Below are 26,448 nucleotides of genomic sequence, written 5' to 3' on the forward strand. Positions count from 1 at the left end.
GCCCGCCAAGACCTTCAGTGGATAGGGTGTTATGTCCGGAAAAGCGCAACAGCAGTCTCGTATCAAAGAGTTGATCACCCTGGGTCGTGAGCAGAAGTATCTGACTTACGCAGAGGTCAACGACCACCTGCCTGAGGATATTTCAGATCCAGAGCAGGTGGAAGACATCATCCGCATGATTAATGACATGGGGATCCCCGTACACGAGAGTGCTCCGGATGCGGACGCCCTTATGTTGGCCGACTCCGATACCGACGAGGCAGCAGCTGAAGAAGCCGCTGCCGCGTTGGCCGCGGTGGAGACCGACATCGGTCGCACGACTGACCCTGTGCGCATGTATATGCGTGAAATGGGTACCGTCGAGTTGCTGACACGCGAAGGCGAAATTGAAATCGCCAAGCGTATTGAAGAGGGTATCCGTGAAGTGATGGGCGCAATCGCGCACTTCCCTGGCACGGTTGACCACATTCTCTCCGAGTACACTCGCGTCACCACCGAAGGTGGCCGCCTGTCCGACGTCCTGAGCGGTTATATCGACCCGGACGACGGCATTGCGCCACCTGCTGCCGAAGTGCCGCCGCCTGTCGACCCGAAAGCCGTGAAAGCGGACGACGATGCCGAAGAGGACGACGCTGAAGCCAGCACCGATGACGAAGATGAAGTCGAAAGCGGTCCAGACCCGATCATCGCTGCCCAGCGTTTCGGCGCGGTTTCCGATCAAATGGAAATCACCCGCAAGGCTCTGAAAAAGCACGGTCGCTCCAACAAGCTGGCAATTGCCGAGCTGGTTGCGCTGGCTGAGCTGTTCATGCCGATCAAGCTGGTGCCGAAGCAATTCGAAGGCCTGGTTGAACGCGTTCGCAGCGCCCTTGAGCGTCTGCGCGCACAAGAGCGGGCGATCATGCAGCTCTGCGTTCGTGATGCGCGCATGCCGCGTACTGACTTCCTGCGCCAGTTCCCGGGCAACGAAGTTGACGAAAGCTGGACCGACGCACTGGCCAAAGGCAAGGCGAAATACGCTGAAGCCATTGGTCGCCTGCAGCCCGATATCATCCGCTGCCAGCACAAGTTGACCGCACTTCAGACCGAAACCGGTCTGACGATTGCCGAGATCAAGGACATCAACCGTCGCATGTCGATCGGTGAGGCCAAGGCCCGCCGCGCGAAGAAAGAGATGGTTGAAGCGAACTTGCGTCTGGTGATCTCCATCGCCAAGAAGTACACCAACCGTGGCCTGCAATTCCTCGATCTGATCCAGGAAGGCAACATCGGCTTGATGAAGGCTGTGGACAAGTTCGAATACCGTCGCGGCTACAAGTTCTCGACCTATGCCACCTGGTGGATTCGTCAGGCGATCACTCGCTCGATCGCCGACCAGGCCCGCACCATCCGTATTCCGGTGCACATGATCGAGACCATCAACAAGCTCAACCGTATTTCCCGGCAGATGTTGCAGGAAATGGGTCGCGAACCGACCCCGGAAGAGCTGGGCGAACGCATGGAAATGCCTGAGGATAAAATCCGCAAGGTATTGAAGATCGCTAAAGAGCCGATCTCCATGGAAACCCCGATCGGTGATGACGAAGACTCCCACCTGGGTGACTTCATCGAAGACTCGACGATGCAGTCGCCAATCGATGTCGCCACCGTTGAGAGCCTTAAAGAAGCGACTCGCGACGTACTGTCCGGCCTCACTGCCCGTGAAGCCAAGGTACTGCGCATGCGTTTTGGCATCGACATGAATACCGACCACACCCTTGAGGAAGTCGGTAAACAGTTTGACGTGACCCGTGAGCGGATTCGTCAGATCGAAGCCAAGGCGCTGCGCAAGTTGCGCCACCCGACGCGAAGCGAGCATCTGCGCTCCTTCCTCGACGAGTGATCCCAGAACCCCCGGCCCAGGCCGGGGGTTTTGCTTTCTACCGATTTCTTTCTACAGATTCACCACCGCGCAACTCCCCACCCTCGCAATGCCCGTCTACACTCGAAACATTCCCCGTGCCATAACGAGACCGTTATGCCCAGATTGCCGACTGTGCTGTTGCTGTCGCTGCTGACCTGGACCGCAACGGCTGGCGCCTTGACTCTCACGGAGGATGAGCGTGGCTGGTTGGCGGACCATCAGGAGCTGCGCCTGGGGGTGGATGCCTCCTGGCCCCCGTTCGAATACCGCGACGAGAATGGTCGCTACCAAGGCTTGGCGGCGGATTACGTGCGCCTGATCCAGGACCGCCTGGGCGTCAGGATCAAGCTGATCGAGCCAGTGAACTGGAGCGCCGTCCTCGAACAGGCCCGCAATAACCAGCTCGACCTGCTGCCGGGCATCATGTCCACCCCCGAGCGCCAGGCTTATATGGCGTTCACGCGGCCATACCTGGACTTCCCCATCGTCATCCTCGCCCATGAAGGCGGTGCGCAACCGCGCAACCTGAAGGACCTCTACGGGCTCAAGATTGCCGTGGTGGAAAACTACGCGCCCCATGAATTGCTGCGCACGCACCACCCCGACCTCAACCTGGTGGCCATGCCAAATGTGAGTTCGACCCTGCAAGCGCTGGCCACTGACGAAGTGGACGCGGTGGTCGGCGACCTGGCTTCGAGCGTGTGGAGCCTGCGCCAGCTCAAGCTCGATGGCTTGTACGTCAGCGGGGAAACGCCCTACCGCTACCAACTGGCAATGGGCGTGCCTCGTGACAACAAAATACTGGTGGGCATTCTGGACAAGGTCCTTGCCGACCTCAGCCCGGACGAAACGCAAGCGATCCAGCAACACTGGGTCGGCAGCCTCACCGATCACCACACGTTCTGGACGGATCTGCTGATGTATGGCCTGCCCGCGGTGCTGCTGTTGAGCACCGTATTGGTCATCGTGATAAGGATCAATCGTCGGCTCAGTTCGGAAATTTCCCGGCGCGTCGCCCTCGAGCAGGAGTTGCGCAGCAGCGAATATCACTATCGCGGCCTGGTGGAAAGCCTGTCCGCCATTGCCTGGGAGGCCAGCATTGCCGACTTCACCTACAGCTACGTGTCGCCGCATGCCGAAGAATTACTCGGTTACCCCCGCGCCCATTGGCTGATTCCGGGCTTCTGGCGCAACATCATTCACCCCGCCGACCTGACGCGTACCGAAGCCTATTGCTACCGCGAAACCCGCGCCAACCGTGATCACAGCGTGGATTACCGGGTGATCACCGCCGACGGCCGCTGCCTGTGGGTACGCGACATTGTCAGCCTGATCGAACACGGCCATGAACCGGTGCTGCGCGGCTTGATGATCGATATCAGCGACGCCAAGCGCACTGAAGAGGCGCTGCAGTTGTCCGAGCAAAAATTTGCCTCGGTGTTCCAACAGTGCCCCGACATCCTGGTGATCGCACGGATGTCCGATGGCTGCCTGCTGGAGGTCAACAAAGCGTTTGAGGACCAAGTGGGCCTGAAGGCCGAGGACGTAATCGGCAAAACCGCTACCGAGCTGAATATCTGGGGTATCCCGGGCATCGGCCCGGACCTGCTGCAACGGGTGCAGACCACCAGCATCCGCAACCTGGAAATGCCCTTCCTGCGCAGCAACGGCCAAGCCTTTACCGGGCTGATTTCCGCCGAGCCATTCCAGCTCGACACGACCGAAGCCTTGGTAGTGGTGGTGCGGGACATCAGCGAGCTCAAGGAAACCCAGCAACAACTGCAAACGTCCGAAGAAAAATTCGCCAAGGCTTTCCACGCCTCGCCCGACGGTTTACTGCTGAGCCGTCAGAGCGACGGCCTGCTGATCGAAGTCAACGAGGGGTTCAGCCGTATTACCGGCTTCCCCGCCGCAACCTCCCTTGACCAATCGACCCTGGACCTGGGCATCTGGGTCGATCTCAACGAACGTAAACGCATGCTGGAGCTGCTGCAACGCGACGGGTCTGTCCGCGACTTCATCTGCCATATCCGCCGCAGCGACGGGCAGATTCGGCTCTGCGAGGTGTCCAGCAGCCCGCTGCCCATCGGCGATGACGATTGCATGCTGACCATCGCCCGGGATATCACCGAGCGCCAACAGATGCAGGAAAAACTGCAACAGGCCGCCACCGTCTTCGAAAGCACCGCCGAAGGTGTGTTGATCACCGACACCCGGCAAAACATCAGCGCCGTGAACCGCGCCTTCAGCGAGATCACCGGCTACAGCGAAGCCGAAGCCCTCGGCCACACCCCGCGCCTGCTCGCCTCCGGCCTGCATGACAGCGCGTTCTATGCCGCGATGTGGTACCAGTTGACCACTCACGGGCATTGGCAAGGCGAGATCTCCAACCGCCGCAAGAACGGCGAGGTCTACCCCAGTTGGCTGACCATCAGCGCCGTGCGCAACCGCGACCAGGCGATCACGCACTTCGTCGCGGTGTTTGCCGACATCTCCAGCCTGAAACACGCCCAGGCGCGCCTCGACTACCAGGCCCATCACGACCCGCTGACCGGCCTGCCCAACCGCACCCTGTTTGAAAACCGGCTACAGGCCGCGCTCACCAATCAACAGGAGAGCGGCCACCAGGGCGCCGTGTTGTTCCTCGACCTGGACCGCTTCAAACACATCAACGACAGCCTCGGCCACCCCATTGGCGATCTGCTGCTCCAGAACATCGCCGTGCGCCTCAAGGAGCAACTGCGCGACATCGACACCGTCGCCCGCCTGGGCGGCGACGAATTCATCATCCTCCTGCCCGGCCTGCAACAAGCCAGCGACGCCCAGTACCTGGCCAATAAACTGCTGGCCTGCTTCACCCCGCCATTCCAGGCGGGCGAACACGAGTTTTTTATCAGCGCCAGCATCGGCACCAGCCTGTACCCCCAGGACGGCACGGACGTCGCCACCCTGGTCAAAAACGCCGACGCCGCGATGTACCGTTCCAAAGCCAAGGGGCGCAACCGCGTGGAAGGCTACACCCGCGACCTCACCGCCCAGGCCAAAGAACGCGTGGCCCTCGAACACGAACTGCGCCGGGCGATCGAGCGCAATGAGTTGAGCCTGTATTACCAGCCCAAACTGAGCCTGAAGACCCAGCAACTGATCGGCGCCGAAGCGCTGATCCGCTGGCACCACCCGACCTTCGGCGACGTGCCGCCCGAACACTTCATCGCCCTGGCCGAAGAGAACGGCATGATCCTGCAAATCGGCGATTGGGTCCTGGAACAGGCCTGCCAACAAATGCACGCCTGGCAAACCGCCTTCGAGCACTTCGGCCCGCTGTCAGTCAACCTCGCCGGCGCACAACTGCGCCAGCCCAACCTGCTGTCACGCATCGAACAGTTACTGCGCGACTACCGTCTCGAACCGGGCTGCCTGCAACTGGAGATCACCGAAAACTTCATCATGAGCCAGGCCGAAGAAGCGCTGGACGTGCTGCACCAGCTCAAACACCTTGGCGTACAACTGGCGATCGATGATTTCGGCACCGGCTATTCATCCCTCAGCTACCTCAAGCGCCTGCCGCTGGACTTCCTGAAAATCGACCAATCCTTCATCCGCGGCCTGCCCGACGACCCCCACGACGTGGCGATCGTGCGCGCCATCATTGCCCTGGGCCACAGCATGCAATTCACCATCATCGCCGAAGGCGTGGAGACCCCCGCACAACAAACCTTCCTCGCCGCCGAAGGCTGCGAACAGATGCAAGGCTACATCGTCAGCCTGCCCCTGCCACCGGAGCTTTTTGCCACGACGTTTCTTCGTATGAAGGTTCAGGATTTTTCGGATAGCACAGTGGAGAAACCATCGCTATAATCCGCGACCTGTTAAGGGCCTATAGCTCAGTTGGTCAGAGCAGAGGACTCATAATCCTTTGGTCCACGGTTCAAGTCCGTGTGGGCCCACCAACTCCAAAGCCGCGCATTGCGCGGCTTTCGCGTTTCTGGCTGGTCCATCGCAGATACAGTCCTATGGTCCAAGGGTACAATTTAGGTACAGTGCTGGTTCGCCAGCTGCCTAGGAGCACCCTCTCATGGCTACTCTCGTCAAAACCCCTTCCGGCACTTGGAAGGCACTCATTCGTAAAAATGGCTGGCCCACTGTCGCCAAAACCTTCCGCACAAAGCGTGATGCGGAGGACTGGTCGAGGCGTACCGAAGAAGAAATGGTGCGTGGCGTGTACATCCGGCGTAGCGGCTCGGAGAAAATGACGCTAGAGGCTGCACTCAAGCGCTACCTGAGCGACATAACCCCCACCAAGAAGCCCACCACTCAGCGTGGCGAAACCTCGAAAGCCAAGAAGCTCATAGAGCACCTGGGCAAATACTCACTGGCTGCCCTCTCCGCTGAAATCATCGCCAGTTATCGTGACAAGCGCCTGAACGAACCCAGCCGTGGTGGGACCATCAGCAACAACACCGTGCGCCTCGAACTGGCCTTATTGAGCCACCTGTACACGGTAGCAATTCAGGAGTGGGGGTTGGGTCTGACGTTCAACCCAGTGCTGAACATCCGTAAGCCAAGCCCTGGGGATGGTCGTGACCGAAGGTTATCGCCGGAGGAAGAACGCCTTCTGCTCGCGGCAGTGAATCGACACAGCAACCCTATGCTGGGCTGGATTGTTTGCATCGCTCTGGAAACGGGTATGCGCTCGTCTGAGATCTCATCCCTACGACGACCCCAAGTGGATCTGGCAAAGCGTGTCATACGTCTCTCAGATACGAAGAACGACGGTTCCCGAACCGTTCCACTGAGCAAACGCGCCACAGAAGTATTCAAAGCTGCGATGGACAACCCGGTGCGGCCAATAGACTGCAATCTGGTGTTTTTTGGTGAGCCTGGAAAGGACGGGAAGCGTCGACCGTATACCTTCACCAAGATTTGGGGTCAGCTGAAGAAGAAGCTGGATCTGCCTGATTTCAGGTTTCACGACCTGCGTCACGAAGCAGTGAGTCGGCTTGTCGAAGGTGGGTTATCTGATCAAGAGGTTTCGGCCATCAGCGGTCATAAGTCGATGCAGATGCTTAAACGCTACACGCATCTTAGGGCCGAAGATCTGGTGGAAAAACTAGACAAAATTTCCAGATAGCCAAATAACACTCAGCGCTCGATAAAAAACCAATAAAAAATTTCTAAAACCCACCACCAACTACAGCCGCCCCCTAAATCATTGGGGGCGCTGTAGTTAACAGCCAACCAAAACACCCCATCTTGGTATATCTAAGAATTTAACGCCGGCCACCAAAACTATACGCCTTGGTCATCACTGCTATTACATGCCTTTGACAACAGATAACTTACGCTCATAATCACCTAACTTCTCCCCGATACCACTACCTCCACAACTCTGAGAAGACACATAATCTACAGGTGAACTCTATGATCAACACAGAAACTTATCTCATAGTAAAATTCGGCACTCTCATGCGCTTGGTGGACCTCGCCGAACTCTTAGGACGATCCGTCGATGGTCTGAGAGTGTCTCTGTACTCCGACACGGAGCTATCAAGAAAGCTAAAACCAACGATGGTACGTATAGGCCGCCGCATCTATTTTCGCACTCAACAAGTGACACTCGCACTGGAGTTAGAAGTACCGTCTTCCAGCGATGTGCGTTGACAGGCTGACACAGGGACAAATTTCTAATGGGCCGACAACGCACCATCAATGATCAAGCCTTCTGGAGTTCACCTCGAATGTCCAGCTGTACAATCGAAGATCGCTTCGCACTGTTCTATCTTCTGACATGTCCGAAAAGCAACATAACTGGAAGCTACTCCATAATTCCCCGAATTGCCGCCGCAGAAATTGGCTGGGATACGGAGTCGCAATTTTTGCCCGTATTAAGACGCCTAGCAGACTCTGGATTCATAAAATATGACACCGAAACGGGCTTTGTATGGGTTCGTATCTGGTGGGAGCACCATCACCCGAAGGTAGCCATGGGGCCGATGCTTTACAAGAAAACCATTAAACAGATTCGAGAGATGCCGAGCAATTGGATCAGTGAATATCTAGATGACCTCTTGATACAGCTTCAGGAATACCAGGATCCAAAAGACAGCAGAAACCCTGGAAAGATACTGACTGACGAGTTCTCGCCGCAAGACAGGGAGCCACCGGATCAACACCCTACCGATAGGGTATCGATACCCTATCGTCCCCTTATCGACACCCCGAGGGATAACAGTAACAATATCTCTAAAATTAACTCTACAACAACTAACAAACGCGCAACTGCAGAAAACAACCTGCTTAAATTTCCGGCAAAATTAAAGGAGGTTGAACGTTCACAAATCGAGAAGCATCTGGAAGGCATTTTATTTAGCGATGCACAAGACATACTCGACGAAATGGAAGCCGCATTAATCCACAGCAAGATTGAGCGCAGCCCAATCCAGTGGCTTATAGGGGTTATTAAAAAATACGAACAAGGCCTATTTAAACTTACCCCAGCAGCTATCGGAATTAGGCGAGAGAGAGCACAGCTTCAACACGTCGAAAACGTGTATGCGAGCAGCCTTCAAAATCAAAATACGTGATCAGCCCTGCTAAATATCGTTACCTGACTAGGAGATTAAAAATGCCAGTACTATTCAAAGAGCTTGAAAACTATTGCGATAATTTGGAACGAGTTGGTGACGTCCACGTAATCCTGCATGCCCATTATTCAAAAGGGTTTTCGCTAGTAGTTTCAGATGGTATAGCCGAGCATGCAGTAACGGACGACCAGCACCGCCCCTATTGCTTCAGAACAATTGAAATGGCCCTTGATGAACTTGCAAACATTCCCTACATCTCCGAAAAAATCATTGTAAACACAAAATCTTGGTACTAAAGAACCCCTAACAACTGCTTTACAGCCATGAATACAAAAAGTGATCGCAGCTAATTCTATACCCTAAGGACGCTTTGCCGTACTGGGTGCTGGGGCTGAAAAGAAAGTCCCTGACAGGTGGAAATAGTAGCTCGATAGAAAGAGCCACCGGACAAGCAGCGGAAAGACGCGCCATATAGACCACATCCCAAGAGCGCCGCAAAGGCGTACTGGATACGGGCCTTAAACAAGCCCTGACTGGCGGGAACAGTAGCTCGATAAAAAGAGTCGCCGGACGGCTGGAGAGACAGCTCTGCGTTCGCCCATAATCCGAGGAGGAACACCATGATTTCATATGCTTACTTACCCATGCTCGTCCTGAGCGCATTCTTGATCATATCCATCCGTAGATTTTGGATATGCGCTGATAGGATGGGCTTCATGCGTGAACTCTCCCGACGCGCACCAATGCTGCTAAAGCGCGACATCATGGCGGCAGTCCTCGCACTGGTACCTATCTCGATGGCGCTCATCGACTGGCTTGGCATAACCCTTCCTAGACAATCAGTACCTATGCCTCCCCTACTGGGCGTCATCTTGGCAGCTGGTAGCCTAGGTGCTTCAGTTGCCGTCCTGCATAACACTCTTGATCGACTTGCCGGAAGCTGGGCAGGCACAAAGGAAAGCGTTCTACGCACCATCGCCGCGCTTCAAATTATCGAATCCACTGAATTAGGCTACCGCGCGCGCGTCCACACGAAACCAATCCACGCTGAACGGACCCTCAACGTCATTCAATCCAAGGACGAAAAATGAAATCCCTCCTGACTACACCCGCGGTCCTAATGATCGTCACCGCTACCCTCTCAGGCTGCGGCAAACAAGAGCCCGTGCAAACGGTTGATTGGTACAAAGCAAACGCACCTGAAAGACTTAAGGTTCTGGAAAGGTGTAAGGCAAATCCTGGCGAGCTTGCTCTGACGCCGAACTGCATCAACGCGAAAACCGCCGCAAACGCATTGGTGCTTGAGAACCGCGAGTACAAGCACCGTGAACCTATGAATTTCTCTTCTCAGGGAAAATAGAATGGCGACCAAAACAGGAATATTTGAATGGATCGGAGGGTCAATGGATCAAACCCTCCATACGTTCATCAGCATCACTTCGAGCCGAGTGATTGAGGATTTCACGCTCACCGTGACGATAGGCGGGACGCTATATTTGACGATGGTCGGCTACATGATGATCACGGGAACGATTGAGCAGTCTGCCTCTCACTTTCTCAAAACCTGCGGAAAATTCCTGCTCATCAGCGGGCTGGCCATGCACGCCGACACCTACATGTCGTGGGTAGTAGAGGCATTGAGGGGGCTTGAAACAGGAGTCACTGCCGCCTTTACAGCGACGAGTGATCCATCAACCTCAGACTCGGTTTTCCAAGTCATCGACAAGGCAATGTCGGACGGCTGGCAGATAGGTGCAGACATGTTGTCGAAAATGGGGCAACGCCACTCCTACGAAATCGGAATGATTATGTGGGATGGGCTGAACGCCCTGATCGTCTATGCCGCTACGCTGCTCATCGCAGTTCCGGCAGGAGCTATGATTATTGTCGCAAAAGGCATGCTGTCGATCATGCTCGGAATCGGACCAGTCTTCATCATGATGCTGCTGTTTGGACAGTTCACGTCCAAGTGGTTCGATAGCTGGTTTGCCCAGGTCATCACTTACATCATGCAAACTGCGCTGGTTAGTACGGTTCTCAGCTTTGGGATCAAATACTTTTCCTCGATAACTGCCGGCATATTGGCAAACCCAGCCGATTACCCAATCGCAACGTTCCTGGAGCTACTGGTTACAACCATCGTCGTGCTCTACATGATGTATCAAGCCCATGGCGTTGCAGGAGGCCTTGCAGGAGGTATATCGAGTGCGGCACTGACCTTGCGCGGAATCGCAAACGGCGCCATGGCACCAATCACCAAGGGCCTCAACAGGCAGTCAACGCGCCGTGACATGCAGTCGGGCCAGATGGTCACAGCTGGACGATTGAACCACCTCGCCGCTGGGAATACAGCCTGGAATCCAGCGTACCGACAACACGTCATGCAGAACATGGGCAAAAACTGGGGAAGTGCTACTGGAGGCAAAGTAAATCAGTAGCTCGTGACTCACGACTGATCAGACCTCGTTTCAACGGGGTCTTTTTCTGAGTACTTTCAGCAAGCGGATGACGGGTCAAGGGGTTGGTGCGGCCCGCAGGAGCGGAGCGACGAGGACTCGGCCCCTTGACGCGGCAGGAGCGACCAACGCTCACGGCATGGGTGTAGGGGATCAAGGCCGGAGGCCTCCCCTGCACCCTTGACGACAGAGGGCGACTCGCTCCCTTCCCGATTGCGGGAAGGGCGGGGGGATGGGATATGGAAGAACGTTAACACTATGAATCTAATGAACTAATAGCAAAAACAAGACAATTTCAGCGTTCTTGTCTTGATGACTCATACGTGCAAAACCATCCCGGGACGGATGGTCACTTGGTCCGGTAGATCCGTCGAAACCAGGTCCTGCCGGTATAAAGGCGCTTACAGATCTTTATGGACAGAACGCCTACCAGTGCGAAGACAATCCCGAAAACAACCCACAACACTGTCGAATTGGTAGACAGGTGATCGTGAACGAGCTTCGCCGCATACCAGCCTGCTGTCACCGAAACGATAATGAAAACGACGATACTTGCCCGAGGGGTGCCATAGGAAATTTCAGCATGACAGCCTCTACAAACTGAGGCGCCCCATGGAACGTTGTTCATGCAATGTGGGCAACTGACGGTTTGGTTGGTTTGCACCGATTCACTCCTTTGAAAAGCTTCCTTGAAGAACCACTAGTCTAACCGAGGTTCTCCCAAGTACGGCATTGGAGAAGACGCTTGCACCGATCAATAATCCAAGCGATGGAAATGTTTGAACACCGGTCTTAAAGCTCCGCGCTCTGCTTGGGCAACCCCTTCGGTTGCATCCCGTGTCCGAACTTGCCGGACTGGCTGCGGGACAGGTACGGCGGGCGGAGCCCTTGACCTACCCCTTGCGATAGGCTGACGCTTCCTGTGGAGTCAAGGGTGCGGCTACGCCCGTCATCCTCACCCGTTCGGTGCTCGCCTTCGGCTCCGCTCCGCATGCGGCCTCCGGTGCCGCCCTTGACACCACATCCAGCAAAAACCTTGGTACTTTCACACATGCGAGCTTTCGCGCTCTTACGGGGCCAGCCAAGATCGCGCACATCTGACACTGCCTCAAACCGCTATCCTTTAAATGATCAGGAATTCTTAAAAATCATCAGGAACCACTATGACTTCAGGCGACCAAAAAACCGCGCAACATCAAAGCAACATTGAGATTTCAGCCGGAGTTGACCACCCCAAGGTATCCCAACTCTCGGAGGCTGAGCGGAATAAGCGAAGGGAGGCCGTCGCCTTTGCCAATGCCTCAGCAAACCTGTCTGCATTTGAAATCACAGATGGTATGAAACGCCTCGGCGAGCGTTACATCAGCGGTGAGATTGATCTGGAGGAATTTGTAGCCACCTCGCGGAAAGAAAACGCCTAGTGAGTGACTTCCACACATATGCCCAGACTTTCATTGCTGGAGCGCGCATCGGACTGGAAAAGCTTGTTCATGAACAAGGACTCGAGCGCATAGAGATCTAGTGCAGGATAGGCTTTCGCCGGGAGTGTGACACCCACTACGCCAGCCTTCGCTCTATCCCAGCTACCCGACACACTGCATCAAGGAAAGCTTGTTCATGAACAAATGTTTGGGGGATATGAGACCTAGTGCAGGATAGGCTTTCGCCGGAAAGCTGTATTACACAACGCCACCTCCACTACGATTTTTCCTTGTTCATGAACAAACTTGAAAGACGGTGTAGCACTAGTGCAGGATAGGCAAAACGCCGGTAAAATACGCGCGTACTTTTGAAAAAAACTCTCACTGTATTACCGCTGATTGCTTTGGAATGCCGCCTTGGGGAAAGAAAATCCGTACCTGAATGTGTACCTGGGGTCACTGAAAAAGCCATGGGCTGACTACTGCGCGTCAATTGGAAAGAAGCCCGGCGCGGCGCTCAAGGAAGCGATTGAAAGGCAGCTTGAAAGCGCGAACGCACTGACAGAGCCGAAAACCTATCAGCAAACAAAGCCAATCCCAGATAAAGAGCCAAAGGTTCGCTTTGAGATCCTGCTGACACCATCCGAAAAGGCGGCTCTTACAGAACGCGCCGAGGTCGAACGATGCTCACAGCGTCGATGGATCATCGACGCAATTCGGGCCGGACTGACAAATGAAGCGCAGTTCGGCATGAGCGAAATCGAGGCATTGGGCGAATCCAATTACCAGTTGCTTGCTATAGGTCGAAATTTGAATCAGATCGCGAGAAAGCTGAATGAAGGTGACCCCGATCCTATTCAGGCAGAATTGATCAAGGGGTTATGCGCAATCATCGACAGACATACGCATGTCGTGAGTACCGCTATCCGGGCCAGCCTTGAACGGTGGGATCTTGAGTGACGCTACACGAGATCATCTCTAGTGCAACTTCCTTGTGCATACTGTGGGGAAAAGGCTATATAGGCGAGTTGCTGGCTCGTCTATTTTCCTCCTGGCTGTTGGACAATCAGGCCGCTTACACACCTAAGAGTTCTCAATGTCAGTACCCACATATGATCAATTTATTGAGCCAATTCTGCGATTCCTTGCTGATCAACCTGGGGGCGCATCGGCGCGTGACGCACATGAAGCTGCTGCAGATGCGTTGCAACTGAGCGAAGCACAACGTCTGGAATTGATCAATAGCGGCCAGGCCACCTATAAGAATCGCTCCGGTTGGGCTCATGATCGCTTAAAGCGTGCAGGTCTTTCCAGCAGCGCCAAACGAGGCTACTGGAAACTCACCGAAGCGGGCATCGCTTATTCATTGGAAAATCCGGCCCCACTACCGCAAGAGAAAGTCGAACGTCTTGCTATTGGGTTCATGGACGTGAAGCTCAGAACACCAACCGACGCCATCCCCCTGGATGTAGAGCTACAAGCCAATCCCTCACCACTATCAGCGACAACGAGCCCAGACGACCGTCTTGAACAAGCACTCAAGGAATTACGGGACGCAGTTGCCGTTGACCTTCTGGATAACCTGCTACAGGTCTCCCCTGGGCGTTTTGAGGTGATAGTCCTAGATGTGCTGCATCGCCTTGGTTACGGTGCCAGCCGCAATGACCTACAGCGTGTGGGCGGCTCTGGCGATGGTGGTATCGACGGGATAATCTCGCTGGACAAGCTTGGCCTGGAGAAGGTCTATGTGCAGGCGAAACGCTGGCAAAATACCGTCGGTCGACCAGACCTACAAGCGTTTTACGGTGCACTGGCAGGGCAAAAGGCCAAACGAGGTGTATTCATCACCACTTCCGGCTTTACTGCACAAGCCATCGGCTTCGCGAGCTCAGTCGACGGTATCGTACTGGTGGATGGAACTAAGCTCGTTCACCTGATGATGGATCATGAAGTCGGAGTTTCTTCACGTTTGCTGAGACTTCCGAAGCTAGACAGCGACTACTTCGACGACGAGGCATAAAGAGGATACTGTTACCAAATACTACTGATCATTTCCTGGCCTAGATAGCCTGTGATAGACATCTGCGCCTAACCACTTCGAGACCAAGGTTCGCAATTCAGGCTTACTCATATAATCAGTAAAAATTTCTTCATTTAAATCCATTCGCTCGATGAAGAAAGACTCAAGCACTTGGTTGAAAACAAGCTGAAATTTCTCTAACGAATTAACGGATGCCGCTTGGCCAAGAAATTCGTTTTTAATTGCAATTTCAGCTATCTGGTCAAAAAACAGCTGATCTGCATCATTTAATTCGCCACCGAATCTCTCATTAATAACGTCAATTAACCTTGAAAGAGCTACGCTCTCCTCCCTCACAATACCGCTCCCTACTTCACGAGGTCCATCAATCGGCTTCGCGTAACCCTCGCTCAGACTGATCGAACCTTCGCTGATTTTCTGCAGCCGGTAGTAATCTAACTCTACGTCCTCATCGAACTGGTAACCCGGCCCACTCTTACGCTTAGGTAGCTTAAGCGCCAAGTGACGTATGTAAGTGAACAGCTTTTCAAGATCGCTGTCTTGGTATGGAATCACCTGGCTCAAAAAGCTGTACAGATTGCGGAAGGCCTGCAGCTTCCCACGCAACAACTCAGCCTCGTCCTCCTCACTATTTTGTAGCAGCGAGAAGCGTGCCACTGCCTGATCCAATATTGAGTTCATGGCCTTGTGATCGCCAGGGCTCTGTCGACGCTTTGGAGCGAAGAAGATACTTGAGAACTCCGCAACTTCAGCCTGCAGATAAATCCCAGAAGCATCGAGCTCAGCTTTGACCTCATAGAGTTTGTCGGCATCAACCTGTTCGCCCATCACCGAGCCTTCGTAATACTGTCGAAAGGCTTCCTGGATTTCTCCGGGCTCATTGACAAAGTCCAGCACGAAAGTATCGTCCTTGAGCGGGTGCGTACGATTCAGACGGGAAAGAGTTTGTACTGCCTGAATTCCCGCCAGTCGCTTGTCCACATACATGGTGTGCAGAAGTGGCTGGTCGAAGCCAGTCTGGTACTTTTCAGCCACGAGCAACACACGAAAGTCTGGCTTAGCAAACGTCTCCGGCAGATCCTTTTCCTTGAGGCCGTCGTTCATCTCGACCTCACGATAAGTTTTCTCTGTGACTTTGTTGTCTTCCACCGCTCCGGAGAACGCCACAAGACTCTTGATGGGGTAGCCTTTTTCTTTGATGTAACGGTCGAACTCCTGCTTGTATCGAACAGCTTCCAAACGTGATCCTGTCACCACCATTGCCTTGGCATGCCCGCCTATCTTGTGACTGGTGAACCGTTGAAAGTGCTCCACCATCACCTCGGTCTTCTGGCCGATGTTGTGCGGGTGCAGGCGCATGAAACGCGCTAATGCCTTAGCCGCGTTCTTGCGTTCGACGCGGGGGTCTTCCTCAGCCTTTTTTATCAGTTTGTAATAAGTCTTGTAGGTAACATAGTTCTTGAGCACATCCTCAATGAAGCCTTCCTCAATTGCCTGCCGCATCGTGTAACGATGAAAAGACTCACCATTGCGGCCGAAGATCGCCAGGGTTTTGTGCTTGGGCGTTGCTGTGAAAGCAAAGAAACTCATGTTTGGCTGCTGACCGCGTTTGGCCATAGAGCGAAACAGATGCTCTAGTTCGACTTCGCCTTCCTCCTCGGCCATTTCCTGCGCCTTCCTACGCAGCTCTGCACCGCCTAGCACTCCCTTCAGCTCTGTGGCCGTCTCACCAGATTGGGAGCTGTGGGCCTCATCGATGATCACTGCGTATTTTCGCGTGGGTAGGTGGCTTTTTTCACCTTTACCACGCTCCTCGTTCAGCTTAGCCAACTGACCGGAGACAAATGGAAACTTTTGCAACGTGGTGATAATTATCGGAACACCGTCTTCCAGCGCCTCGGCTAGCTGGCGCGAGTCCCCATCGACTTTCAGCACTACTCCCTGACGATGGTCGAACTGGTAAATGGTGTTCTGCAACTGGCGATCCAGCACCACGCGATCGGTTATAACTACCACGCTATCAAAAAGACGTTCGTCTTTCTCGTTATGCAAGCTGGACAAGCGATGTGCAAGCCAAGCGATGGTGTTGCTCTTTCCACTGCCTGCCGAATGCTCGATCAGATAGTTATGCCCAACTCCTTCGTTGACGGCGGTGGTTACGATCTGGCGTACCACTTGCAATTGGTGATAACGCGGAAAAATCAGACTTTCCTTGCGCACCTTCTTGCCGTCATCTGACACCTTCTCCTGTATATCGAGATGTAGGAAGCGCGCCAAGAGATCGAGCAAACTGTGGCGCTGCAGCACCTCTTCCCAGAGATAGGCCGTTTTATAATTACGCCCTTCCCGGTCTGGGGAGTTACCCCCCCCCCCGCCCATGCCTCGATTGAAGGGCAGAAAGTAAGTCGCCGAACCGGCCAGCCGCGTGGTCATGTGCACCTCTTCGGTATCGACCGCGAAATGCACTTGAGTACGTTTGGAAAAAACAAAGATCGGCTCGCGCGGGTCGCGGTCATGCCGGTACTGGTGGATAGCGTTAGCGACAGTTTGTCCGCTGAGCGGGTTCTTAAGCTCAAGCGTAACCACCGGAATGCCGTTAACCGACAGGACCACGTCCAACGACTTTTCCGAGCGCGGGCTGAAACGCAGTTGCCGGGTAAGCCCCAGGCGATTGGCTTGGTAGCGCGCTTCTAGCTCCGGATTTAGGCCGTGCGCAGGGCGAAAGAAAGCGATACGTAGCGTCTTACCAAAGCACTTGAACCCATGGCGCAAAGTGGCCAAAGTGCCGTGGGTATCTAGCCATTTGCATAGCGATTCCAACACCCGCGCGCCCGTGCGTTCGCAGTGGATCACCTCCAACTTTTCCCAAACTTTGGATTGGGTGGCACGGATAAATGCCAGCGCCTCATCAGGAAAAATTGCGTGTTGACGGTCGAAGCCCTTCGCGTCAACCCGCGTATAACCATCGCCCAGCAGAACCGCTTCAATAGCGGATTCAAAAGCGGTTTCGCTGGTGCGTCTCATGCGGATTTCCTCGATTGTCTCTTCTTTAGCCAGTAGACAATAACCTGTGCGAACTCTGGCAACTCACCCGCTTGCGTGCCGTCCCATTTGGGAAGTTCTTTGGAAATGTCCAACGGCTTACCGCTGACGAGGCGTTCCTGGAATGCCTTGAGCACAGATTTTCTATTCTCTTTTAGACGGGTAAGATTCAGTCCCAAGACGTCATCAATATCACTCTGGACCTCAGCAATGCTGGATTGAATTCGACCATCTCCCAGAAAGTGAAGATGCCTTTCCACGGGGTGCTCTCTGTCAGTCAGGCAAAAGTGGAGATCAACATCACCTTTTAGGGTGTCACAGTGGTGCTTGTCTCTTGGGCTTTTTTCGCCATTTTTCTGGCCACCGAAACAAGCGCCGAGCATATTAGCGTAGTCAAGTTGGCGTTCCGGATACTTGTTGGCGCTCTGGCTCTGCCAATGTTCAATTTTCATCCCCGCTGAATTTGCCCGGATACGCGATTGGCAATAGCAGCAAAGTCCACGCTGTTCAAGAACTAGCTTGTCGCGCACCTCTTGCTTATCCTGGTACCCGTCGTAGTGGGCGTCTGCCGTCTTGCGATACTCAAGTAACGATCGGGGCCCCGCCCCTTTCTGAATCGTCCGCATTTACTCGGAGCCCTCCAGAAAGCGGATCAACGAGCCAGCTCGAGTCAACTCAGGTTCGTCCTCACCCAATTTACGTTCAAGGGCTACAATTGCAGCACGGGCACTTTCAAAGTTTTCCTGGTCGATAAGTTCAAAGAGCATTTTCAGCTCATTCTCCACCTGTCGATTACGCACGGGAGCCCCCATAAACTCCTGCAAGATGCGGTTGGCATCCATGCCGTAAGCTTCGGAAGGAACGGTCACACCTACCCTGCCATCAACGAGCTCCAAGAAGCGAACGCAGCGAGCCGGCACCTCACCCAACACTAGCGGCGAGTGGGTTGTCAACACAAACTGGCAGGCTTTGAAGGTATCGCGAAGGCGTTGCAGCACATCGCGCTGCCACTTCGGGTGTAGGTGCAATTCAATCTCATCAATTAGCACCAAAGCCACGCCTTCGGCAATCGGGTTATCGCTATCCGGATTGGCAATAGCCAAGCGGCGAGTGAGGTCGAACACGAGGGCAAGCAACCCACGCTCACCATCTGAGAGCTGGTGCAGATAAAAGGGCTTACCGCGTTTTTCGACAACAAAGCCTAGTCGTGGCTGCTCCTGAATACGCAGATTACTGAACTCGGGCACTAATTCCGTGACTACGCCTCGCAAAGCGTCAAGTACTCTGAGACGGCGCGGATCACCGTCGGAACCCAACTTCTCTTGAGTACGAAACCAATGCATGAACTCACGCAGCTCCACTTCTCGATCTTGCAACGCACGAACGTAAGCAAAGGAAGGATCAAAAGGCTTGGCTTCTGGAAGGCTGCGCGGTTGGCCAGGCAATTGGCGCTTCGGCGAGAAATACACGGCCAACGGCGGACGAGGAGTGCTCTTGAGGCTCACAAGCGTAGCCAGAGTCTCCCTCATTCCAGCCTCTAATTCGCCGGTAAGTGTTCGAGCACCCAGCGCAAGGGCGAAATCAGTCTGGGCGGTAGTAGCTGCCGCATGGTGCAAGAGCATAAATCGATCACCTTTATCCTCGGCCGTGCGTAATCGCTGTACCCCGCAGTTGATTGTTTGTCCGCCCACTTGGATACGAGCGGATACCTCCAACGAAACCTTGTCCCCATAAATATCGTCATTGGTAAAGTGAAGCGGTGCAGAGCGTGATGGAGTGAACTCGGGAAGCGCTCTCGATAGCAATACGGCCAACGCATGCAAGATCGTGGACTTGCCAACACCATTGACACCAGCAATCAGCGTCACGTCCTGCTCGAAATCAATGTCGAGCTGTTCGAAGCCGCCACAGTTTGCAAGGGTGATGGTTTCCAGCTTCATCTACGCATACCCTCCAGTGAAATCTGGCCCGTAACGGCGGCAGTAATCAAAGCGGAGCGACGCTCCTTCAGCAAATCGATGGATTTTCTGATTTGCTCTCGGATAGGCGTTGACGTTACGGCATCAGTTGCAAGGAAAGCGACAATCTCTTCCTGTTCATCTCTTGGAGGCAGAGGAATCTGAATTTCCCCATATCGCGTAGGGCTCAAGTTCGCTTGGCCAATCGCGGGAATTGCATTCTTACGGGCGAATTCCAAGAAAACCGAAGCATTCAATAGCGCCACCAAATATTGTGGAGTTACACGATGATTTACGCGAATACGCACTAGATAAGATGCAAAGGTCAACGGTTCTTCGGGAGCGAAATCCACAAGCCCGACTTTCGCTATCTGATCCAGACTGTTCGTGCGGTTGAAAAGAAGATCATCTTGCCGAAGCAACAAATGACTATCGACCTCGGTGATCATGCCAGCCTTTGTGACATCAATTCGGCCATCGACGATGCAGCTCATGCGCAACACCGCAACATCCCCTTCGTCGCGAATGCTCTCTGATAATCCATAGGCGCTGGAGGCCCAGGTTCGCTTAAGCTGACAAACCTCCCAATGTGAAGGTGTCTCGTCCAGCCATTTCAGGCCTGAGCGTTTGAGCGGGGCGTTGGGGTCGAGGCCGCAAGTGACGAGGCGACTAATAAGGCCGGATCGCTTGTCCTCCAACAGCGAAAGCATGCGTACTTTTTCAGCAATGAGTCCATCGATGCGAGTTGTTTCTCGGTCAAGATAGTCGGCAATAATGCATTGACTGGGCTGGCTAGGAAACGGCATTCGTACCGAACGTAGATCGTCAGCCGAAAGCTCCATAAATGTAGAGCCGCGCCCCAAAGCTTCCAAAGCAGGTCGCAAGTGAATCAACGCGTAGTAGTAAAAACGCTCTTCTACACCACCTAGCTTGGCCAACAGGAAGCAACCCTGATTGCAGGTGGACGGCACAGAAAGAAGCGCAGTTTGTCCTATGGGCGCCCGCTTCGAGAGCACAATCGCCCCCGGGTAAGCTAGGCTAACACCGCAGCTTTTGTAACCGTCCTCGGTGATTTGCCGCCTAGTTTCCCGGACATATCGATCAGAAAGTTTACCAAGATCCTCTGGTGTAACCCAGTTGATGTCTCCATTCCAATACTCGTCTACGCCACTCGAAGGCGTTGCTCCCGACTTGGTTTCGAACAGAAATCGAAGACGACGCGTTTCGTCGCCGGCGGGTATCGTGAGCGTCACACCGTTACCTCCCGCAGCAAGTCCAGAATCCGCTGTTCAACATTGGCAAGCTCAGCATCAATCTCGTGCAGCGGTCGCGGTGCACGGTATTGGAAAAACAAGCGATTGAAGTTGATTTCATAACCGACTTTGCCGATACCGCTGTCCTTTTCATCTGTCGTTTCTCGATCGACCCAGGCATCCGTCACATAAGGGCATACTTCGCGCAGCAAATAGCTCGCAATGTCTTCCTTAAGCGGAACGTTCTCGGAATCCTTCAACGCAGGATCAGACTCATACTCGATGTACTTACCGCTGCCATCTGCGTAGAAACCAAGCAGGGTGTAGAGCACATCATTGTCGAGGCCAGAAGGTAAGAGCTGACCCGGAAATAGGGTTGAACGATCCAAAGGCTCAATCTTATGACGCTTTGCAATAACCGGGGCGGCCTCCGGATCCACTGTGGTGAAGCACTCGCGGAATATTTTTTTCTGTGCCGTGCCTTTCGCCCCTTTTGCCCAACCTTCGATGTTAGAGGGCAGAGTCTTAAAGATCTGTTGCACCTCCTCCCAAACGCTATTCCAGTCCATCTGCAGCTCGTAACTCAGCCCGTCTTCTACCAACTGGAGTGCGTCAAACAGCTCTGGGCAGATATTGAGGAAACGCTCGCGCGCGCCTTCGGTGATCTGGAAACACAGGCGTAATGGGCGATGAACACTGATGCGGCGATAACCAAAGTCGGTATTGTCAAATACACTACTGGTATTGCTGCTTTCTAATGCTCCGTGTTCACGGGTGACGGCATCAAGGGCTGCCTGGTCCATGTAGCGGCGTTTGTCGCCCAGGCTGCGTTTCATGGGTGTAAAGCGATCGCGGGCGTCGATGAGCTGAATTTTACCTTTTCGATGCGCGGCTTTGCGGTTCGTAACGATCCAAATAAAGGTGCCGATGCCAGTGTTGTAGAACATCTGCTCTGGTAAGGCTACGACAGCTTCAAGCTGATCGCGCTCGATGATCCAACGGCGAATCTCGCTCTCACCACTGCCTGCACCACCGTTGAACAGCGGTGAGCCGTTGAAAACTACTGCGGCACGCGAGCCAGGCTTTTCACGGTTGTCGGGCTCGTAATCTTGGAACTTGCTCATCATGTATAGCAGGAACAACAGAGCACCATCGTTGATGCGCGGCAGCTTACCCTCGTAGCCGCGGAAGTTTGGCCAGTGGTCGATAATTTTCTTTTCTGCCTTCCAGTCCACGCCGAAAGGCGGATTGGCTAGCAAGTAGTCGAACTGGTGATCTGGGAACGGGTCCTCAGTGATAGTGTTTCCCAACGCGACTTGGCCGTCCTTATGGCCCTTGATAAGCAGATCGGAAGCTGCCACGGCATACGAGCGAGGGTTATAGTCCTGACCAAATACTTTTACGGTAGCTTGTTCGTTGTGCGCGCGAATCCAGTTCTGCGCTTCGGCAAGCATGCCACCGGTTCCACAAGCGGGATCGCAGATAGTGACGATGACACCTTGCTGGGTGAGCACTTGAGTATCGGGCTCCAACAGCAGGTTTACCATGAGTTGGATCACTTCACGCGGGGTGAAGTGATCGCCAGCAGTTTCGTTTGCGGCTTCGTTGAAACGGCGGATGAGCTCTTCAAACACCAAGCCCATGGTGATGTTGTCCACTTTGCGAGGGTGCAGATCGATCTCAGCAAACTGGGTAACCACCTGATACAGACGGTTGGACTCTTCTAGCTTTTCGATCTCCTTGTCAAACTCGAAACGCTCGAAGATCTTGCGGATATTCTCTGAAAAGCCATTTATATAGTCAGTCAGGTGGCGACCAATGTGGTCCGGGTCGCCCTTAAGCTTCTGAAAGTCCAGCGGGCTATGGTTGTGGAAGCCAAGAGGCTTACCGTCTTCATCCTTTGCTAGGTTGTTTAGGATCGCATCGATATTGACGATCTTCCTATCAACCAGCTCCGCGTGGCGTTTCAGCACCTCGCCTTTCGTTGGAGCTAATACTGCATCAAAGCGCCGCAGAACGGTCAGCGGTAGCATGACTCGCTCATACTGGGGGGGGCGATAGGGCCCGCGAAGAAGGTCCGCCACAGACCAGATGAAGTTGGAGAGCTGCTGAAAATTTTGAGGAGCCATTACTATCCTTGCCGCTGAGATTATTTCAGCCACACTAGGTCAACGAGCCAAAGGCTTGCCTTAGGAGGGTGCCCCTTGCAGGTGGCATCTTGGCAAGCCAATTCATTGAGTGCATGGTACAACAGCGGTACACTGCATAGCTCTGCCAGCTTTCACCAAATTACGCTAACCCTCTGTGATCTCGATACTTTCAGCTTGTTACAGCTTCGCTAAGCTATCCAAGACTTCGCTAGCTATACTGCATAACCAAGCAACTCATAATCCTTTGGTCCACGGTTCAAGTCCGTGTGGGCCCACCAACTCCAAAGCCGCGCATTGCGCGGCTTTTGTGTGTCTGACGCTGCCGCTTTAGCGAGCACATCCATCCACAGGCTCACTTCGCAAACAACTGCCCAATATCCCGGAACGCTTTGAACTCCAACGCACTGCCGCAGGGATCAAACAAGAACAAAGTCGCCTGCTCCCCGATCTGGCCCTTGAACCGAATGTACCCGGCGATGAAAAGACGCCGCAAGCCTGTAACATATGCCCCCCATCCGTCCGCACCGGAGCTGCCCTTGCCTGTCCTCGATGAAATCGACCGCCAACTGATCGCCGCGCTGCAGATCAACGCCCGCGAGAGCGTGGCCATGCTCGCCAGGCAGTTGGGTATTGCGCGAACTACGGTGACGTCGCGCCTGGCACGCCTGGAGAAAACCCAGGTGATTACCGGTTATGGCGTGCGTCTCGGCCAGCGTGTGGTGGATGGCGGTTTGCAGGCGTATGTCGGTATCACCGTGCAGGCGCGTTCGGGTAAGGATGTGCTGCGCAGGCTCAGTGCGATGGCTCAGGTTCAGCAACTGTGCGCGGTGAGCGGCGAGTTCGATTACGTGGCATGGCTGCGCACCGATTCGCCGGAGCAGCTCGATCAATTGCTGGACCAGATCGGCAGCGTCGATGGCGTGGAAAAAACCACCACGTCGATCATCCTCAGTAACAAACTTGATCGCAGACAACCAATCTGACCACCAACCTCGTCACTCTGACTAAAAACAATCCAATTCGACGACACTTTGCGTCTTATTTACGAACGCTACGCTCCCTAAACTGGCTGCCATCTTTTCCTATACTCAGCGGGCACGTCCCGCGAGCCGCTAGTAAGGTCAGCCATGAGCATTCCGTCCAGCAGCATCAGCAAGACCAATCGCCACCCCGCCGACGGTAAGAAACCCATCACCATCTTCGGCCCGGATTTCCCGTTCGCGTTTGATGACTGGATCGAGCACCCCGCCGGTCTGGGCAGTATTCCGGCCGTCAACCACGGCGCCGAAGTGGCGATCGTCGGCGCCGGGATTGCCGGCCTGGTGGCCGCCTATGAGCTGATGAAGCTGGGCCTCAAGCCCGTGGTGTACGAGGCCTCGAAGATGGGCGGGCGCTTGCGCTCCCAGGCGTTTGAAGGCGCCGAAGGCATCATCGCCGAACTGGGCGGGATGCGTTTCCCGGTGTCGTCCACCGCGTTCTACCACTATGTCGACAAGCTCGGCCTGGACACCAAACCCTTCCCCAACCCGCTGACCCCGGCTTCCGGCAGCACGGTCATCGACCTGGAAGGCCAAACCCACTACGCACAAAAACTATCCGACCTGCCTGCGCTGTTCCAGGAAGTGGCTGACGCCTGGGCCGACGCCCTGGAAGCCGGCTCGCAGTTCGGCGATATCCAGCAAGCCATCCGCGACCGCGACGTACCACGCCTCAAAGCGCTGTGGAACAAACTCGTGCCGCTGTGGGACGACCGCACCTTCTACGACTTCGTCGCCACCTCCAAGGCCTTCGCCAAGTTGTCGTTCCATCACCGCGAAGTGTTCGGCCAGGTCGGCTTCGGCACTGGCGGCTGGGACTCGGACTTTCCCAACTCCATGCTGGAAATCTTCCGCGTGGTGATGACCAACTGCGACGACCATCAACACCTGGTGGTCGGCGGCGTGGCACAGGTGCCCATGGGTATCTGGCGCCATGTGCCGGAGCGCTGCGCCCACTGGCCGGCGGGCACCAGCCTGAGTTCGTTGCACAGCGGCGCGCCACGGGCCGGGGTCAAGCGCATTGCCCACGCGGCCGGCGGCCGTTTCGCCGTGACCGACAACTACGGCGATACCCGCGAATACGCCGCCGTGCTGACCACCTGCCAAAGCTGGCTGCTGACCACCCAGATCGAATGCGACGAAACCCTGTTCTCGCAAAAAATGTGGATGGCCCTGGACCGCACCCGCTACATGCAATCGTCGAAGACCTTCGTGATGGTCGACCGCCCGTTCTGGAAAGACAAAGACCCGGAAACCGGCCGCGACCTGATGAGCATGACCCTCACCGATCGCCTGACCCGTGGCACTTACCTGTTCGACAACGGCGACGACAAGCCGGGCGTGATCTGCCTGTCGTACTCGTGGATGAGCGATGCGCTGAAAATGCTCCCGCAGCCCATCGATAAACGCGTGAAGCTGGCCCTCGACGCGCTGAACAAAATCTACCCGAAGGTCGACATCAAGGCGCGCATCATCGGCGACCCGATCACCGTGTCCTGGGAAGCCGACCCGCATTTCCTCGGGGCTTTCAAAGGTGCATTGCCCGGTCACTATCGCTACAACCAGCGGATGTACGCGCACTTCATGCAGAAGGACATGCCCGCCGAGCAACGTGGGATTTTTATCGCCGGCGATGACGTATCCTGGACACCTGCCTGGGTCGAAGGCGCCGTGCAAACCTCGTTGAACGCCGTCTGGGGCATCATGACCCACTTCGGCGGCCACACTCACCCAGAGAACCCGGGGCCGGGTGATGTGTTCGATGAAATCGGGCCGATTGCCCTGGCCGATTAAGGAGCCAAGCCATGCGTGTCGCCCTGTACCAATGCCCACCGCTGCCGCTGGATGTGGCCGGCAACCTCAAGCGCCTGCACCGCCTCGTGCACGAGGCGTCCGGCGCCGACGTGCTGGTGCTGCCGGAGATGTTCCTCACCGGCTACAACATCGGCGCCGAAGCTGTCGGCGCATTGGCCGAAGCGCAGGATGGCGAGTCGGCGCAGACGATTGCCGAACTGGCGCAAAGTGCCGGGCTGGCGATCCTGTATGGCTACCCGGAACGCGCCGCAGACGGGCAGATCTATAACGCCGTGCAGTTGATCGACGCGCATGGCCAGCGCCTGTGCAACTACCGCAAGACGCACCTGTTTGGCGACCTCGATCATTCGATGTTCAGTGCCGGGGGCGATGATTTTCCGCTGGTGGAACTCAACGGCTGGAAACTGGGCGTGCTGATCTGTTACGACCTGGAGTTCCCGGAAAACACCCGACGCCTGGCCCTGGCCGGCGCCAGTCTGATCCTGGTGCCCACCGCCAATATGGTGCCGTTCGACTTTGTCGCCGACGTCACCGTGCGGGCGCGGGCCTTTGAGAACCAGTGCTACGTGGCCTATGCCAACTACTGCGGGCATGAAGGCGAGATTCAGTATTGCGGGCAAAGCAGCATCGCCGCACCGGATGGTCAACGAATCGCCCAGGCCGGCCTGGATGAAGCCTTGATCGTCGGCACGCTGGAACACCAATCGATTCTCGATGCCCGCACCGCCAACGACTACCTGCAAGACCGTCGCCCCGAACTCTACGGCACGCTGCACAAGCCCTGATCT

At 55.0% G+C, this 26,448-nt stretch carries 19 protein-coding genes, 1 tRNA gene and 1 pseudogene; 15 read left to right on the top strand and 6 right to left on the bottom strand.

The genetic code is table 11. The annotated features are described in order from the left end of the window. The first annotated feature begins 31 nt into the window (after positions 1–31). The 12 genes from rpoD to J2Y83_RS26175 all read left to right on the top strand — a co-directional run bounded on the left by rpoD (position 32) and on the right by J2Y83_RS26175 (position 14,384). Entirely contained in the window at positions 32–1,882 is a 1,851-nt protein-coding gene (gene rpoD, locus J2Y83_RS26115; protein ID WP_253399674.1) for an RNA polymerase sigma factor RpoD, read from the top strand. A 135-nt stretch (positions 1,883–2,017) separates the two neighbouring features. Then, entirely contained in the window at positions 2,018–5,761 is a 3,744-nt protein-coding gene (locus J2Y83_RS26120) for an EAL domain-containing protein (protein ID WP_253399676.1), read from the top strand. 15 nt (positions 5,762–5,776) lie between these two features. After that, positions 5,777–5,853, top strand: a tRNA-Ile gene (locus J2Y83_RS26125). A gap of 125 nt (positions 5,854–5,978) precedes the next feature. After that, positions 5,979–7,034: a site-specific integrase gene (locus J2Y83_RS26130; protein WP_253399678.1), complete on the top strand. Its 1,056-nt coding sequence runs from the start codon at positions 5,979–5,981 to the stop codon at positions 7,032–7,034. A gap of 556 nt (positions 7,035–7,590) precedes the next feature. After that, positions 7,591–8,487: a hypothetical protein gene (locus J2Y83_RS26140; RefSeq protein ID WP_253399680.1), complete on the top strand. Its 897-nt coding sequence runs from the start codon at positions 7,591–7,593 to the stop codon at positions 8,485–8,487. Positions 8,488–8,528: 41 nt separating this feature from the next. Continuing rightward, complete coding sequence (locus tag J2Y83_RS26145; protein ID WP_253399682.1) at positions 8,529–8,783, top strand: hypothetical protein; 255 nt, start codon at positions 8,529–8,531, stop codon at positions 8,781–8,783. 420 nt (positions 8,784–9,203) lie between these two features. Then, positions 9,204–9,578 carry a hypothetical protein gene (locus tag J2Y83_RS26150; protein WP_253399684.1) on the top strand — a complete coding sequence of 125 codons (375 nt, stop codon included), beginning with the start codon at positions 9,204–9,206 and terminating at the stop codon, positions 9,576–9,578. Further along, entirely contained in the window at positions 9,575–9,847 is a 273-nt protein-coding gene (locus J2Y83_RS26155) for an EexN family lipoprotein (RefSeq protein WP_253399686.1), read from the top strand. The genes J2Y83_RS26150 and J2Y83_RS26155 overlap by 4 nt, the downstream gene beginning before the upstream one ends. Position 9,848: 1 nt before the next feature. Further along, positions 9,849–10,925 (top strand): type IV secretion system protein, encoded by a 1,077-nt coding sequence (locus J2Y83_RS26160; protein WP_253399688.1) that lies wholly within the window; start codon positions 9,849–9,851, stop codon positions 10,923–10,925. A gap of 1,181 nt (positions 10,926–12,106) precedes the next feature. Then, the gene (locus tag J2Y83_RS26165) at positions 12,107–12,364 is read left to right on the top strand and encodes an antitoxin VbhA family protein (RefSeq protein WP_253399690.1); all 258 of its coding nucleotides are present in this window, start codon (positions 12,107–12,109) and stop codon (positions 12,362–12,364) included. A gap of 417 nt (positions 12,365–12,781) precedes the next feature. Continuing rightward, a complete protein-coding gene (locus J2Y83_RS26170) occupies positions 12,782–13,324 on the top strand; it encodes a plasmid mobilization relaxosome protein MobC (RefSeq protein WP_253399692.1) in 543 nt (180 codons plus the stop codon). A 136-nt stretch (positions 13,325–13,460) separates the two neighbouring features. Continuing rightward, positions 13,461–14,384 (top strand): restriction endonuclease, encoded by a 924-nt coding sequence (locus J2Y83_RS26175; RefSeq protein ID WP_253399694.1) that lies wholly within the window; start codon positions 13,461–13,463, stop codon positions 14,382–14,384. Between the two features lie 21 nt (positions 14,385–14,405). Here the strand turns inward: J2Y83_RS26175 and J2Y83_RS26180 are convergent, their stop codons facing one another. The 6 genes and pseudogenes from J2Y83_RS26180 to J2Y83_RS26205 form a co-directional block, all read right to left on the bottom strand. Continuing rightward, complete coding sequence (locus tag J2Y83_RS26180) at positions 14,406–17,429, bottom strand: type I restriction endonuclease subunit R (RefSeq protein WP_253399696.1); 3,024 nt, start codon at positions 17,427–17,429, stop codon at positions 14,406–14,408. Further along, positions 17,426–18,073 (bottom strand): retron system putative HNH endonuclease, encoded by a 648-nt coding sequence (locus tag J2Y83_RS26185; protein WP_301295054.1) that lies wholly within the window; start codon positions 18,071–18,073, stop codon positions 17,426–17,428. The genes J2Y83_RS26180 and J2Y83_RS26185 overlap by 4 nt, the downstream gene beginning before the upstream one ends. After that, positions 18,074–19,387, bottom strand: a complete 1,314-nt coding sequence (locus J2Y83_RS26190) for an AAA family ATPase (RefSeq protein WP_253399700.1) — start codon at positions 19,385–19,387, stop codon at positions 18,074–18,076. It abuts the gene before it with no gap. Then, positions 19,384–20,658, bottom strand: coding sequence for a restriction endonuclease subunit S (locus J2Y83_RS29720; RefSeq protein WP_253399702.1), 1,275 nt, complete (start codon positions 20,656–20,658; stop codon positions 19,384–19,386). Before J2Y83_RS29720 ends, J2Y83_RS26190 begins: the two co-directional genes overlap by 4 nt. Further along, the gene (locus J2Y83_RS26200) at positions 20,655–22,787 is read right to left on the bottom strand and encodes a type I restriction-modification system subunit M (protein WP_253399704.1); all 2,133 of its coding nucleotides are present in this window, start codon (positions 22,785–22,787) and stop codon (positions 20,655–20,657) included. The genes J2Y83_RS29720 and J2Y83_RS26200 overlap by 4 nt, the downstream gene beginning before the upstream one ends. 373 nt (positions 22,788–23,160) lie before the next feature. Continuing rightward, a pseudogene (locus J2Y83_RS26205) lies at positions 23,161–23,286 on the bottom strand (VOC family protein); the annotation flags it as partial. 58 nt (positions 23,287–23,344) lie between these two features. Here J2Y83_RS26205 and J2Y83_RS26210 point away from each other — a divergent pair. The 3 genes from J2Y83_RS26210 to J2Y83_RS26220 all read left to right on the top strand — a co-directional run bounded on the left by J2Y83_RS26210 (position 23,345) and on the right by J2Y83_RS26220 (position 26,445). Then, positions 23,345–23,791 carry an Lrp/AsnC family transcriptional regulator gene (locus J2Y83_RS26210; protein ID WP_253399706.1) on the top strand — a complete coding sequence of 149 codons (447 nt, stop codon included), beginning with the start codon at positions 23,345–23,347 and terminating at the stop codon, positions 23,789–23,791. A 165-nt stretch (positions 23,792–23,956) separates the two neighbouring features. Beyond that, positions 23,957–25,639 carry a flavin monoamine oxidase family protein gene (locus tag J2Y83_RS26215; RefSeq protein WP_253400449.1) on the top strand — a complete coding sequence of 561 codons (1,683 nt, stop codon included), beginning with the start codon at positions 23,957–23,959 and terminating at the stop codon, positions 25,637–25,639. A gap of 11 nt (positions 25,640–25,650) precedes the next feature. Next, positions 25,651–26,445, top strand: a complete 795-nt coding sequence (locus J2Y83_RS26220) for a carbon-nitrogen hydrolase family protein (protein WP_253399709.1) — start codon at positions 25,651–25,653, stop codon at positions 26,443–26,445. The last annotated feature ends 3 nt before the right edge of the window (positions 26,446–26,448 follow it).

The organism is Pseudomonas marginalis, from assembly GCF_024169655.1.
Lineage (GTDB): Bacteria > Pseudomonadota > Gammaproteobacteria > Pseudomonadales > Pseudomonadaceae > Aquipseudomonas > Aquipseudomonas paraveronii.